The organism is Salipaludibacillus aurantiacus (assembly GCF_900111295.1).
In the GTDB taxonomy this organism is placed as follows: domain Bacteria; phylum Bacillota; class Bacilli; order Bacillales; family Salisediminibacteriaceae; genus Salipaludibacillus; species Salipaludibacillus aurantiacus.
In genome coordinates this window covers 229,613-243,823 of sequence record NZ_FOGT01000004.1, presented here as the reverse complement: position 1 = coordinate 243,823, position 14,211 = coordinate 229,613, and the positions used below count along the sequence as shown (strand labels likewise).

Here is a 14,211-nt window from a genome sequence, read left to right as displayed (position 1 = left end):
AACAATAGAGACTTTCAGGAGGGGCAAAAGTGCTTACATCTACTCTTTTAATTAGTTTGGGCTTCGCAGCAGGGGCTTCCGCAGTTTTTCTGCTGCTAAAAACATGTATCCGCAAAAAAAACCATTATATTAAGCAGGCTGAACAATCAAAAGATGATGTTATTGATTTGGTGGAACATTCTAAAGATATTATTTATTATCTAAGGACAGTTCCCACAATTGAGTATATTTACCTAAGTCCTTCTGTCAATAAAGTTCTCGGGTGGGATATTATCCAGCATTATGAAAACCCTGAAGAAATTTATGCGCTCATACATCCTGAAGATTACCCTGTTCTGTTAAATAAAATCAACGGAAAAGCGGACTATAACCGTCCTCTCCTGCAAAGGTGGAAGCATAGTGAAGGGAATTACATATGGTTTGAGGAAACAGCTCGGCCTGTTTATGAAAACGGAGAATTTGTTGGAGTCCAGGGCATCTTAAGGAACATTACTGAGAAAGTTACTCTTCAAAAAAAGCTGGAATACCAGTCCCTTCATGATGAATTAACCGGTTTACTGAACCGGAACGCTTTTAAGTCCAAGATGAATCAGCTTAATAATTCAAGTCATTTGCCGGCTGGCTTAATTATATGTGACATGAATAACCTTAAAATAACAAACGACACATATGGTCATCACTCAGGGGACCAATTAATCCAGTCGGCAGCCGCCTATCTGAAAAATCACTTTAATAACAGAAACAGCACATTATTCCGTATTGGCGGAGATGAGTTTGCCATTATTGTGACTGATCTCTCCCATCCTGAGTTTCTCTCAAAGTGTCAGCATTTTGAAAGCCGCCTGGCACACCAAAACAGCTCTCAAGCTATATCGCTCGCTTTTGGATCGGCCTACAGTGAGGCACCTAAAGGACAAATGGAGGACTTGTTCAAATCTGCTGACCTGGCCATGTACGAACAGAAAAAGGCTGTCAAACGAAAGAGCACTGCTGTTAGAAATTGATGTCCCCTGGAGGTCCTCACCACCTCCGGGTAAAACGATTCACACCGAGCACGGGTGCCCAGGGGAGGCTTCGAAACGCTAACCCCCTCCTCGATAAGGAGCTCTCCTCTGGGAAGACCTGTGCTCCTCGAGAACCTGTCCTCTATGAGGAAATAAGTTGGGAGATGAAGGGGCTACAACAAAGTTTAGCGGCGCCTGTTGAACTGCCTGCTGCTTAGCTGCAATTAAAAAAGGAAACTTTTCTCTTAAACTGTTAAAAAGTAAGCCTTATCTGTGTTTCGCAGCTGGTTCTGCGATTGTGTGAAACTCTGGATGTCATGCTTCCATAGCGGAGCTCTTCCATAGCGAAGAAGCTTTTGGACCTGAAGCCGCATTTCACTCTTTCTTAATCATCCCCCACTGTTTCCAGAAACCATCCTTCATGGAAAGCTCCACGTCTCTCGGATTTATCAGCCCGGATCGCCTCCAGCTCTTTCCTGGAATAACCATGCCGTTCAGCCAAACAATAAATAAGCTCAAGCAAATCTGCAAGTTCTTCTATCGCCTGTTCAGCATTCTGAGCTTCCACATACTCTTTCATTTCTTCCTTTAATTTATGCTTTGCCTCTCTAATAAACTCTTCCCCTTCAATCCTTCTATACGCAAGTTTCTCGCCGTTCATTTGAATAATTTCAGGTATTCTGTCTCTGACAAGTTTGTGATATGACGGCATTTCAGCACACTCTCCCCACTTAAAAGATTTTACGGACTGTTCCTATGCTTTTAGAAATTCACGAAAAAATCCAAAAATCCTGCCGAAAAATTCCAAACTCTATAATTTCCAATAAATGGGGGGTCTGACCCCTTTGCTCACTATCGAAAAAAACCGGTCGCCTTGGCACGTTCTTGTGCGCAGGCGACCGGTTAATACTTATTTTAAAAGTCGATAGGGCTCTTATTACGGGATTTTACTTTATAATTAGGGGAATGGGCCCTGTAATCGGAGCATTTACTTTATAAATATGGGATTCTGCCTTATAAGCGAACGGCTTTCTACCTTATAATTGTGGAACTCTACCGTATAAGCAGACGACTCTACCGTATAAATGTGCGACTCTACCGTATAAGCAGACGACTCTACCGTATAAATGTGCAACTCTACCGTATAACAATTTTCGACATTTTTCGCCCGACTTGAGCTTGAGCTCAAGCCCGCGGCCCAGGTCCGTTTCCATGCCCAAGCCCGAGCCCGCTCCCATTCCTATTCCTATCCCCGTTTATTCTCTCATCATATCTTTCCATGAAGCTGCTAATTCCGGGACCGAGATGACTTCCTGAATCAGTGATTCATCATACTGATGTTCATAATAGACGTTATTAACGCGGGCTACAGAAATTTCCGAGTAACGTTTAATGAGTTGAAGAGGGGTGCTTTCTGAAACCATCCCTTCTTTCATCACTCGAAAATAAAAGCCGGTTTTCCCTGTTTCCGCGACGCGTTTCGGCAGCTCTTCTGATTCCAGCCGTTTGGCGAGTTTATGGCAAGGTTTCCGTGGCTGTGAAACTTGTACCTGGGCTTCTCCCCACTGAAACAGGTCACCAATACAAACTGCTTCCTCTATCAGCCCTTTGACTGTCAGATTTTCTCCAAAAGCGCCAGGAAGCAATTTTTTGCCTAATTCTTCTTCCCAAAATGGATAATGGTCAAAAGGATAAACACATATGGCTTTATCCGGGCCTCCGTGATTTTTCTGATCAGCCTGCTGGTCCCCTTCTAACTGTTCTTTGGAAAGGAATATCTCTGAATCTACTGGTTCTTTAACGATAGCTGTTTCTACAGATTTGCCTAAACCGTTCAGGGTCTTCGGTGTTCCTACGTTCAGTGAGATAATATTTGCTTTCAACCTTTTCATAACATACACCTCCAAAGACTTTAGAAAGAGCTGCTAACTGGTAAACTGGTTATATTCATATCGTAAGTGTAGCGATTTGTATTGTCTACAAAAATTTTACACTATTTTCGTTTTTGTGACTTTAGAGTCGGGCATTAAATGCCTGATTAGCCAAAATCATCATCGTAATGTCATCTGAAGGGGGATTATGGAGACCAGCGCGTACATCACGGTAATGCTGTTCAAAAGAACTGCTGCGGTGTAAGCTGTGCCCTCCTGCAATTCTCATGCTTAGGTCCACCACTTTAATTGCGGCATTGGTGCACACTGTTTTCACTGAAGCTAATTCCGCTCCCATTTCACCCCTTAACGAAGGATAGTGATCCCATATTTCAGCTATGTGGTACATAAAATGCCGTGCTTTCATTAATTCAAGATCCATTTCAGCAGTTTTTCTGCGCACTTCCGGCACTTCACTAATTGCATGGTTTAAACTGTTAGGCTGGTAGTTTTTTGCAAACTCAACTGCTTCATCCCTCGCAGCGATCGCAATTCCTAAATAACAAGCCGGGATGTGGAGAAGCCATCCTTGCGGGCTTTTACCATGGCCCGGCTCTTTGACAGACTTCAGTGCCTCTTTTTCCAGCTGAACATTATCGAGAATTAGGTCATCACTTCTTGTGGCTCTCATACCCAGGACATCCCAAGTCTCTTTAAGACTCACTCCCGAAACGTCCCGCGGAATCAAAAATTCCCCTGTTCTGCCTTCTTCTTCAATGTAAGCTGTAATAATAAAATAATCCAAGGCTGGCGCTAACGACGTAAACGTTTTGTGTCCTTTTATCTCCCATGCTCCGTCTCTAAGAACCGCTGAAGTCTCAGGAACCCCTCCACGGACCGGGCTTCCTGTCGCTTTCTCAGAAGCAGCGCTGTTAATAAGAATCCCATTCTCAACTGTTTCACGGCAAACTTTCTCAAAGTCGGTTTTTTGCCACTTTTGGGTATCACGGAGTTGCATAATCGTTCCATTATGCCAGCCAATAGAAAGAGCTGTAGCCGCATCCCCCTGGGCGAGCGTTTCCTGAACCAGTAAAAACTCATAGAGGGACGCTTCTTCCCCTCCAAACATTTCTGGAACAGTTATAGCGGCCAGCCCTGAGGTTATTAACTCTTTCATATTTTCAAAAGGGAACTCGGCTTTTTTGTCATACGTGTCCCGCCTTTTTTGAAAACCGGGAACTAACGCTTCCGCTCTTTTCAAAAATTTCAGCTGTCTGTCATTCTTTATCAGTTTTTTTGTCATAAATTCTGCCATATCCAAAACTCCTTCCGACAACGCTGCCCTTTTCATCAAATTATAAAGAAAAATACCAAATGATAAAATCATTTTTATTTTTTTAAACACTTTTATAATTTTTCACGACTGTTTTCCTCATTTTTCCCGGGAAATAAATTTTTCACATATTTTCACACTATTTTTCTTTAAAATTACCCCTAAAAAATTGGCAAAGCGATAGAATGATTATGTAGTCATACTAAAAGCGATACGGGAGGAATTTAATTATGTTTTCATCTGTTCAAATTGGAATAGATTTAGGAACTGCTAACTTACTGGTTTATACCAAAAATAAAGGTATGATTATAAACGAACCATCGGTAGTAGCTATTGATCTGCAGACAAACCAGGTTTTGGCCGTCGGAGAGGACGCTAAAAAAATGGTTGGAAAAACACCTGAAAATATTGTGGCAATCAGGCCATTAAAAGATGGTGTTATTGCTGATTACCAGGTGACTACTGATATGCTTAAACATATTATGAGAAAAGCTTCAAAAAAACTTGGCGCCCCTTTAAGAAAGCCGAGTGTTGTCGTATGTACTCCTTCCGGATCAACGTCAGTTGAAAGAAGAGCTATTTCTGATGCTGTGAAACAGTGCGGGGCAAGAGAAGTCCAATTAATCGAAGAGCCTGTTGCAGCGGCAATAGGAGCTGACTTGCCAGTTGAAGAACCGATCGCTAACGTGATTGTGGACATCGGTGGAGGAACGACTGAAGTCGCCATTATTTCTTTCGGAGGCGTTGTGTCATGCAACTCCATTAGAGTCGGCGGCGACCAGCTGGATGATGACATCACTCATTTTGTCCGTAAGAAATACAACTTAATGATCGGCCAGCGTACAGCAGAAAATATTAAAATAGAAGTTGGATACGCTCTAGTCGAGCATGCTGAATTGAAAATGGATATCCGTGGACGTGATTTAGTGAGCGGCCTTCCGAAAACTATTGAAATTTCCTCTTATGAAATTCAGGGAGCAATTAAAGATTCACTACTGTCTGTCCTTGAAGCGATCAGAGCGACCCTTGAGGACTGCCCGCCGGAATTAAGCGGAGACATCGTAGACAGAGGTGTTATTTTAACAGGAGGCGGCGCCCTTCTTAACGGAGTGCAAGAATGGTTATCCAATGAAATTGTAGTTCCTGTTCATATCGCTCCAAGCCCATTAGAATCAGTCGCTATCGGGACGGGCCGCTCTTTAAAAATGATGCAGAGAATTCAAAGTTCCAAGGCTAAATAAAGTAACGGAGTGCATGTCAGGTATACCTGTTGGCCGTCCGCAATACCCTTACCGCATTCACTGCCGTGAGAAACAACGAAGCAAGCCATGCCTATACTTTTCAACAAAAAATCTGTTGCAGGTTAAAACCCGCAACAGATTTTTTAAGTGCCCGGATACAGATGCCTTGTCAAAGGCACAGGGAACCTTTACTCAGAACTTTTTGTTGAGAAAAAAATGACATAAACCTCTTCTTTTTCAACAAGTTCATCGATAATAATGCCTGAGCTTTTCATTTCATTAATAAGTATTTCCGGATCAAGCCTCTCATGGAGAGGCGGTCCTGATTCCCCTTCTACTCTAGCCCACTCCACAATGGCCCCTTTGGATCCGTCTTTCATAATACGGTTCATTTCATTGAAGGCTTTCCGGCGGTCCCCCACTTCATGAATAACAAAAGCGGCAATTGAGGCTTCTGCTGTTCCATCTTCAAGTGGTATATCCTCGAGATCTGATTCAATTAAGCCGATGTTACCGGCACCCTTTTCTTCTGCCCGGACTCCCAGAAGACCGAGCATTTCAGGTTCGACATCGACTGCATAAACCTCCCCTGATGTCCGCTTCGCTAAGGGCAGGGTAAAAAATCCGTTTCCTGCTCCAAGATCCATCACATGAGCTCCAGACGGCAGCTTAAGTTTGTCTGCTACCCAGTCCGGATCGATTAAAGATGTCCTGTTTGGATCTAATAATTTATCCGCTTTTTCCGGATTAAAACGGTGTCCAGCCATATCTATCCCTCTTTTACAAATTGTTGTCGTCAGGGTCAATCCATTCCAGTTCTCCTGAATCTAAGTGGAACAATAACCCTATAACCGGTACACCTTCGCCTTTCCGCTGATATACCGGATGATTTTTAACGTTAATAATCTGTTGTCTGACATTATGTTCCTCAAGCTCAGCCGGTGTTGGGGCCTCGTTGCTTTTATCGTACTCGTCCAGTGTTGCTTTCACATGCTTTAACCAGCCGTCGAGTGATTCATGCTGAACCCCGGAACTAGCTGCAAGGATTCCTCCACAGTTCGTATGGCCGAGAATAATAATATAATTGACGCCTAATACATCAAGAGCATAATGCAGGCTTGCCCGGAAACTGTCGTCTTCTTCGGTTACCTGATTAGCAATATTACGGTGCGTAAACATCTCTCCCAAAGGCATGCCTGTAATTGTAGAAGGACATGTACGGGAGTCACAGCATGAGAGCACAAAGAAAGAAGGCTGCTGTCCTTCCCCCAGTTTTTTAAAAAAGTCCGGGTCTTCTGCTTTCATCTTTTTCATAAATTGATTATGGGACACTTCAAGACTTCTGATTTCCATCAACTCACCTCATATTTTTGCTGTCTTTTAAAGCGGCATCAATGGTGTGATATTGAATTGTTTCACCATACTTTTCTATCCAGCCTGCTTTTCTAAATAAGTCTCTCACAGGTCCCTTCACTTGTGCAAGGTAAACTTTTATACCCTCAGCACTGTGGTTATCTATCCATTGTTCCAAATCATCCATAGCTACACCGTCTATATCATTAACTGAGGAAAAATCAAGGATGACTGTTTTCAGACCTTTTTTCCCGTAGATGAATTTAGAAAGCTGCTCTTCTATATAAGAAATATTTGCAAAATAGATAGAAGCGTCTATCCTGACAATTAATGTGTCTTCTCTTGTTTCAGCTTCGGGGAAACGATTGATATTACGGAATATATTATCTTTTTCCAAATAGCCAAGCTCAGCCATATGAGGTTTACCGCTCCTGTAAACAAAAACAAGAATAGAGAAAATCACACCTGTCGCTATTCCCGCTTCTATTCCGATCGCGAGAGTTGATGAGAAAGTAACCAGTAAGGAAACCGCATCAATCCGTTTAATATGCCATAAATGAAAGGCTTCTTTCACGTCTATTAAGCCGTACACTGCTACAACAATAATGGCGCCTAGCACGGCTTGTGGCAGATAATAAAAAAGTGATGTAAAGAATAATAGAGTCAGAATAATAAGCACAGCTGTAATAATCGAAGACAGCCCTGTTCTTGCTCCTGCATCATAGTTAACGGCTGATCTGGAAAAACCGCCTGTCACAGGAAACCCTGAAAAGAAGCTTGTTCCTATGTTTGCCACACCGAGGCCATTTAACTCTTTATTGGCATCAATTGGATACTTTTCTTTTGCGGAAATAACTTTAGCCATCGCATACGACTCAACAAACCCAATAATGGCGATAGTCAATGCTATCGGCAACAGAGAGTTTATGGCGCTGATTTCAAAAGCCGGCATAGAAAAGCCAGGAAGCCCGCCCGGCACGTCTTCCACAATGTTTACTCCCGCTTCATCAAGCTGGAAAAACCCGGTAACCGCAATCATCGAAACGACAACAACTAAAGCTCCCGGTATCTTTTTAATTTTTTTCTTAAAAATAATCAGCAGTAAAATACTTGAAATCCCGATTGCCAACGTGGGCAGATGGACTTCATTTATTCGGCTGAACACTTCAGCAATAATCAAAAACACATTTTCAGAAGCTTCAATATCAACTCCGATTATATGTTTCAGCTGGCTCATCCCAATAATAATGGCAGCTGCCGAAGTAAAACCGCTTATGACGGCATGGGAAATAAATTTACTGACAGCCCCAAGTTTGAACACACCCATTAAGAGCTGGATCACACCCACCATAAGAGCTAACAGAAAGACAAGTGAAATATATTCATCACTGCCCGGTTCGGCCAGTCCGGAGACGCCTGTAAATATGAGTAATGAGACCATGGCTACAGGACCGACTGAAAGCTGCCGTGATGTGCCGAACAACGCATATAAGAGTAAGGGGATAGTTGAGGCATAGAGCCCCATGACAGGCGGCAGCCCTGCAAGCATGGCATAGGCCATCCCCTGTGGGATAAGCATAATGGCTACAATTAAACCAGCGGTTATATCTCCTTTAGAATCTTCTTTTAAGTCATAGCTTTTCATCCAATCAAGGAAAGGGAACCAGCGGTTCATAAAGGCCTTCCTCCTTTCACATTTATTTTTTCAGTTCTTACATTAAAAAGGCCTGACACCTGTACGCGGTGCAGGCCTTACTTACTCTCTTTCTCTTTTTACGCTTTTTTAATCCAGAATTTCAGGACGTTGTCTTCCTGGTCTTCTTTGATAAGCTCATTCCCGCTTGATTTCGCCCACGCAGGTATATCAGATTTAGCTCCTTTATCAGTTGCAAGCACTTCAAGAATATCACCTGATTGAAGCTGGTCCATTTCCTTTTTAACTTTCACTACCGGCATTGGGCAAGCAAGACCCTTTGCATCTAAAACTTTAGTACTTTCCATTATTAATTTCCCCTTTCAATTCTTTATTTAATCTTATAGTTTAGTTTTCTTACACCAATTAGTTAGGAAACCGCACAACGGTTCGGGCCAATTTCCATTTCCGTTTCCTCTTCAGAGTCCGGAGTTACTTTCCCCATATTTGTCTGGCGAATTTCCTTGTAGGAGTTTGGCTGCGGCGGAAGGTTCTCTGTTACCATCTTACGGAACTCATTGTCATCCTCCACTTGCAGCCCTTCATTCTCTTCATACAAGTCCTCAAGACGGGCTTCTACACGTCCCTGCTCATCAAGCTCTTTAAGTTTGCCAAAGTGGGCAGGAAGAACGAGTAAATCCTGGTTCATCTTCTTATATCGGACATATAAAGATTCTCTTAAATCGCCAACCCAGTCTTCAGCCAGTCCTGCCAGGTCGGGGCGGCCGATCGAATCAAGGAATAAAATATCTCCTGTAAACAAGTAAGTGTCATTGACAACCAGTGACGTACTGCCAATGGTATGCCCAGGTGTATATACTGCTTTAACTTTTACCTTATCCGGCCCAAATGTAATTTCCTTCCCGTCTTCTAACGGTTCAAAATTAAATGTCACTTCCTCTGCATCTTTTGGAGGCAGATAATAAGTCCCGCCTGTTTTTTCTGCCAGACGACGACCTCCTGAAATATGATCCGCATGTAAATGCGTATCAAACATGTGAAGGACTTTTACGCCTAGTTTTTCAGCAAAGGCTTCATACTGGTCAGTTAATCTAAGCGGATCAACCATTGCCCCTTCGTCGCCGGAAACGATCATATAGGAAAGACACCCTTTTCCAAGACGGACAAACTGATATACAGAGCCGCCTCCTTCAAGGTCGCCAAGTTTTACAGGCTCCAGGTGTTCACTCCAAGTCTTCATTCCGCCTTCAAGATAATAAAAATCCCTTCCAGTCGCTTCTGACAGTTCCTCTGCGACAAACTGAGAAGACCCTTCTTTCGCACAGACGACTAAAACCTCTTTATTTTCAGGTAATTCTTTCACGAGATCTTCGACGCCGTCGAGCAAATCAAAATACGGTCTGTTAATTGATGTGATATTTTCTCCTTCAATTTTCCAGTCGTCATAAGCATCGTTATTTCTTACATCGACAATAAACAAGTCATCTTTATTAATTACTTTTTTTGCAACTTCTCCTGCTTTCATCGCTTTAATCGCCATTATTAATCTCCTCCTGGTTTATTTGTTTTCTGTCGGACCGTCCCATTGGGACATGCCGGGTTTTACATTAAATACTTTGTCAAATCCGTTTTCTGCCAGCTGCTGTGCCGCCATATTACTTCGGTTGCCCGTTCGGCAAATAACATGGATTTCGCTCTCCTTATCAATTTCACCCATGCGCTCTTCCAGGTCTCCTAATGGGATGGAAACCGCACCAGGAACATGTGAGAAGACATATTCTGCGGGCTCCCGTACATCAAGGACAGTGATACTTTCATCATCAAGCTTGTTTATCAGTTCCTCGTTGCTGGTTACATGCGGGAACTCTTCAATTTCTGATGTTTCACTTGGATCCGATTTGCGCAAGTAATGATAAAGAACATCTCCTTCTTCTTTAGATCCCAGGTACTGATGGCCTGTATTTTTAGCCCATCCTTTCATGTCAGCAAGTGACCCACGGTCTGTCGCTTCCACAAGCAGGACCTCTCCCGGTTCAATTTGATCCATTGTCTTTTTTGTCTTCACTACCGGCATCGGGCACGCTAGTCCTTTCGCGTCCAAAACTTTATTCACTTTAATACTCATAAAATTTCCTCCTTGTATGATTAGTCGATTTACAAACAACTTATACCTTATGGGGTATAAATAAAAGTAAAAAAATATAGCTGTTTTCTAATTAGTGTATCTGTTTATTATCATTACCCCTATAGGTATATTAATAAACATTCACAGAATTGTCAAGAAGAAGATCCAAAATATTTTTGATTTATGTTTAATTACTTTAAATACAGGCCGTATCTTTATATTTTTAGCTGAGTTGATCTACTTAATAGATAGGGTGGAGGGTAACCCGCTGTGGATTATGATTTTCTCATTGTTTAAAGACTAAATGTAAACCTCCTTGTTTATATGTTAATTTGGGGTCTGACTGCCTCGCTGTTCACACAGGCATAAAATCTGCTTTTAATCATGCCAACAGAAAAATGTCCCCTAAAGGCGCATACCTTTAGAGGACATTGATCTATCTGCCGCGGATCATATTAACGATAAAGACAACTAACGCAATTACCAGCAGCAGGTGAATTAGCCCGCCTGCTATATCAATTGCAAATCCTATTATCCAAAATAAAAGTAAAATACCTATAATAGTCCAGATCAAATTAATTCCCTCCTAGTTTTTAAGTTGACAACTTTATCATTTTCTACAGTTGGTAAATTGTTGTCTTATAGTTCTATTTCCTATCCCACTTGACTTTAAACACGGAGAGAATATTGTAAGAAAACTGAAATATTATGTCTTCCAAAAGTCAATATGTTTATTCAAGTCGTCAAAAGGGATAAACCGGGATGCCCGCCAATGCTCTTTATTATTTATAAATAACAGGATAGTGGGAGAGGTAAATGTAAGAAATTCACCTGAAATTTCGGGTGCATCTTCCAGCTTTGCTTTGATCACCGGAACGGAGTTATCTTTTATAGCTCCGTCTTTTATTTGATTTTCAATCGCGTCACAAACTGAACAGTTTTCTGATTTAATTAGAAGAATCACTATTTCTTCCCTGCTGAGACGGTCTTTTATCTGACCGATTGTTTGAACGTTTTCCATATGAGGTGCCATTCTCCTTTCCTTCTGCCCGGGAAAAACTATCTCAATCTGATGGCTTTTTCCTGGTACCTAGATCTAAGCTTTCTTACTTTCCGCCGCAAATAAACTCAAGAGGAGTCTCTATTATTCCGCACTTTAAAGGAGAACGCAGGTAAACTTCTCCGTCGGTATCTGCCTTTTTATCTTCAGGTAAAGCAATATGCACGTCAGACGTTTCCTTTAAAATAAGATTATTATTTTCAGTTTCTTTACTGAATGGTGTTTTTCTTTGGATCCATTCGATAAATAAAGAAAGTCCTCCTTCTTTTACGACGACGAGATTTAATTGTCTGTCTGAGAGAGAGATTCCTTCAAAAGGAAGTTCCCGGGTTCCTATATATTTTCCGTTCAAGAGGGCGATCATAACGGCTTCACCTTCCAGTTCTTCGTCAGGAAGTCTTATCTTATAATGAAAAGGTTCCGTTTCGTTTACTGTTTTCATGGCGCTCATAAGATAACTGAATGATCCGACCCATTCCTTCATTTCTTTATTTATATTTTCAGATGTATCGGTAATTAAGCCAATTCCGGCAAAATTTATAAAGGTTCTGTCGTTTGCATACCCTATATCTATTTTCTTCGTGACTCCATTGACTGCTGAACCGGCTGCTTCAGCAATATTAGCAGGTAAGTCTAAGGATCTCGCAAAATCATTACACGTCCCGGAAGGAAGAACAGATATGACAGGAGGGTTACTTAAATGAACTAATCCGTTCACACAATCGTGAACCGTGCCGTCCCCGCCCATGATACACAGCAGATCAGCTTCTTCTCCTCTTTCCCTGCATATTTTTTCTAAATCTCCGGGGTTTTTCCCTTTTATAATAATTAATTCATCCACGATTTTGGAGATAATGCCAGCGGCAACTCCTAAATTTTTATGGACATCCTCCTGGCCTGCTTTGTCGTTATAAAGCAGCATCCCTTTTTTATACATTTCTTCCACTCCCGTTTTATTGACCTCTTGATTGATGCTTTACCCTTATTTTTAATATCTCAAGCAATATGGCAGCGGCCTGTTATATCCAATATATTACATTAAGGAGTTCGTTTATGGTAGAATTGGTCCGTTAATAAATACAGGATTTACCGCTCCTTTTTTTAAAGCTTTGCAAGACGGAGCGCCTCTATTTCGCATCCAAATGGTTTTGCCTAATATGATTCTTTCAGAAAGCCTTTCACATGGCTGCCGCCTTTATCCAACGTTTTATTTCTCTAACACGTGGTACCGTATAAAGAAGTCTTTTTAGAAAAAATGTTTACGTTTGGTATAATCTGCTATGATAATAATAATATAAGGGCTGGACTAAACAACATATGTCTAATATACGCCGCTTAGAAGAATTGGAGGAGAGCCCATGACTAAAAGGCACGGCTGGATTTTTGCCAGGTTAATCCTCGTTTCAGTTACCGCAATTGCAGCCATGTGGCTTATCGGATGGCTTTTTACTATTTCATATCCATTCTGGATTGCAGCCGCGCTTGTGTGGATGTTTTATCCACTCATCCGGTTTTTAAGAGAGAAGATCAGGCTGCCTAACGCTTTATCTGTCGTGGCTGCTCTGCTTCTGGGGTTAAGTGCACTAATTGGAGGTATAACCGGAATTGTATTCCTGATTATTTTCGGTATCCGGAGAATTTCAGATTTTGTACCCGCATGGATTCAGACAACGGCTGTTCAAATGCAGGATTTCTTCAACGAGTCTATCTTCCCTATGTGGCAAACCGTGACCGGGGCTATGGATGCTCTGACTCCCGAACAGCAGGCCACTTTGGAAGATGGAATTGCCACGCTGGGAAACAGGCTTGCTGAAAGTCTTGCAGACATTGGACAAGGTTTAGCGGACGGACTGACCCAGGTACTTATTATCGTCCCGACCTTTCTGCTTGTTTTCATATTTATATTTATCGCCTTTTATTTCATTGGGAAAGACTGGGAGAATATATTTAAAAATATTTATACCGCCACACCCGCCCCTCTCGTAAAAAAAGCTAAAGCATTCAAGATTATGTTTCAGTACAGAGTTTTCGGGTTTATTCAGGCACAGCTTATACTTATGATGGTCGCCTCCATCGTTGTCCTGATCGGCCTCGCTGTGTTAAGAGTCGAGCATGCTCTCACCATTGCTATGATTGTAGGGATAGCTGAAATTTTACCCTATCTCGGATCAGGAACAATTTTAATACCATGGTTTCTTTACATGTTTTTCACTGGAAATATAAGCATGGGTATCGGTTTAGCTGTCGTTTACGGAGTAACTGTCGTTATCAGGCAGTCGATTGAACCTAAGATCTTATCTTCCAGTATGAACTTAAATGCTCTGGCTGTTTTAATTTCGCTATTTGTCGGTTTCCAGATATTTGGAGTCGTAGGAGTATTTCTCGGTCCGCTGCTTCTGGTGATCATCGTCATTCTCAAAGACATCGGCATTGTTAAAGACTTGCTTATTTTTATAAGAGAAGGGTTTAAGGAAGAAGACCCCCCTCTCAGGTTTCCCGGAAAAAATAATTAACTTTTCAACGGCAAGCTTGTCTTTCGCGACAAGCTTGCCTTTTTGCTTAGCTGAACT

15 protein-coding genes are annotated in these 14,211 nt (G+C 41.9%); 3 read left to right on the top strand and 12 right to left on the bottom strand.

The genetic code is table 11. The features are described from left to right. Window positions 1-29: 29 nt before the first annotated feature. Complete coding sequence (locus BMW59_RS06600) at window positions 30-1,004, top strand: sensor domain-containing diguanylate cyclase (protein WP_093049109.1); 975 nt, start codon at window positions 30-32, stop codon at window positions 1,002-1,004. A 385-nt stretch (window positions 1,005-1,389) separates the two neighbouring features. Here BMW59_RS06600 and BMW59_RS06590 read toward each other — a convergent pair whose 3' ends face one another. The 3 genes from BMW59_RS06590 to BMW59_RS06580 all read right to left on the bottom strand — a co-directional run bounded on the left by BMW59_RS06590 (window position 1,390) and on the right by BMW59_RS06580 (window position 4,190). Beyond that, entirely contained in the window at window positions 1,390-1,716 is a 327-nt protein-coding gene (locus BMW59_RS06590) for a nucleoside triphosphate pyrophosphohydrolase (RefSeq protein WP_093049103.1), read from the bottom strand. Window positions 1,717-2,260: 544 nt separating this feature from the next. Further along, entirely contained in the window at window positions 2,261-2,896 is a 636-nt protein-coding gene (locus BMW59_RS06585) for an MOSC domain-containing protein (protein ID WP_093049100.1), read from the bottom strand. Between the two features lie 121 nt (window positions 2,897-3,017). After that, window positions 3,018-4,190: an acyl-CoA dehydrogenase family protein gene (locus tag BMW59_RS06580; protein WP_177174221.1), complete on the bottom strand. Its 1,173-nt coding sequence runs from the start codon at window positions 4,188-4,190 to the stop codon at window positions 3,018-3,020. Window positions 4,191-4,438: 248 nt separating this feature from the next. On the opposite strand from BMW59_RS06580, the gene mreBH reads away from it, so the two are divergent. After that, window positions 4,439-5,449, top strand: coding sequence for a rod-share determining protein MreBH (mreBH, locus tag BMW59_RS06575; protein WP_093049097.1), 1,011 nt, complete (start codon window positions 4,439-4,441; stop codon window positions 5,447-5,449). A gap of 188 nt (window positions 5,450-5,637) precedes the next feature. Here the strand turns inward: mreBH and BMW59_RS06570 are convergent, their stop codons facing one another. From BMW59_RS06570 to BMW59_RS06535, 9 genes are all read right to left on the bottom strand, one after another. Next, complete coding sequence (locus BMW59_RS06570; RefSeq protein WP_093049094.1) at window positions 5,638-6,216, bottom strand: class I SAM-dependent methyltransferase; 579 nt, start codon at window positions 6,214-6,216, stop codon at window positions 5,638-5,640. 13 nt (window positions 6,217-6,229) lie between these two features. Further along, the gene (locus BMW59_RS06565) at window positions 6,230-6,802 is read right to left on the bottom strand and encodes a carbonic anhydrase (RefSeq protein WP_093049091.1); all 573 of its coding nucleotides are present in this window, start codon (window positions 6,800-6,802) and stop codon (window positions 6,230-6,232) included. Window positions 6,803-6,806: 4 nt separating this feature from the next. Beyond that, entirely contained in the window at window positions 6,807-8,477 is a 1,671-nt protein-coding gene (locus tag BMW59_RS06560; RefSeq protein WP_093049088.1) for a SulP family inorganic anion transporter, read from the bottom strand. Between the two features lie 98 nt (window positions 8,478-8,575). After that, complete coding sequence (locus BMW59_RS06555) at window positions 8,576-8,803, bottom strand: sulfurtransferase TusA family protein (protein WP_093049085.1); 228 nt, start codon at window positions 8,801-8,803, stop codon at window positions 8,576-8,578. 62 nt (window positions 8,804-8,865) lie between these two features. After that, window positions 8,866-9,996, bottom strand: a complete 1,131-nt coding sequence (locus tag BMW59_RS06550; protein ID WP_093049082.1) for an MBL fold metallo-hydrolase — start codon at window positions 9,994-9,996, stop codon at window positions 8,866-8,868. 18 nt (window positions 9,997-10,014) lie between these two features. Then, window positions 10,015-10,581, bottom strand: coding sequence for a sulfurtransferase TusA family protein (locus BMW59_RS06545; RefSeq protein ID WP_093049079.1), 567 nt, complete (start codon window positions 10,579-10,581; stop codon window positions 10,015-10,017). A 436-nt stretch (window positions 10,582-11,017) separates the two neighbouring features. Then, a complete protein-coding gene (locus BMW59_RS21335) occupies window positions 11,018-11,155 on the bottom strand; it encodes a lmo0937 family membrane protein (RefSeq protein ID WP_143051203.1) in 138 nt (45 codons plus the stop codon). Between the two features lie 132 nt (window positions 11,156-11,287). Beyond that, on the bottom strand, window positions 11,288-11,614 hold the full coding sequence (locus BMW59_RS06540; protein WP_093049076.1) for a thioredoxin family protein: 327 nt from the start codon (window positions 11,612-11,614) through the stop codon (window positions 11,288-11,290). Window positions 11,615-11,687: 73 nt separating this feature from the next. Further along, window positions 11,688-12,578, bottom strand: a complete 891-nt coding sequence (locus BMW59_RS06535) for a diacylglycerol/lipid kinase family protein (RefSeq protein ID WP_093049073.1) — start codon at window positions 12,576-12,578, stop codon at window positions 11,688-11,690. 421 nt (window positions 12,579-12,999) lie between these two features. Here BMW59_RS06535 and ytvI point away from each other — a divergent pair, with 421 nt between their 5' ends. After that, complete coding sequence (ytvI, locus tag BMW59_RS06530) at window positions 13,000-14,154, top strand: sporulation integral membrane protein YtvI (RefSeq protein WP_093049070.1); 1,155 nt, start codon at window positions 13,000-13,002, stop codon at window positions 14,152-14,154. Window positions 14,155-14,211: the final 57 nt, after the last annotated feature.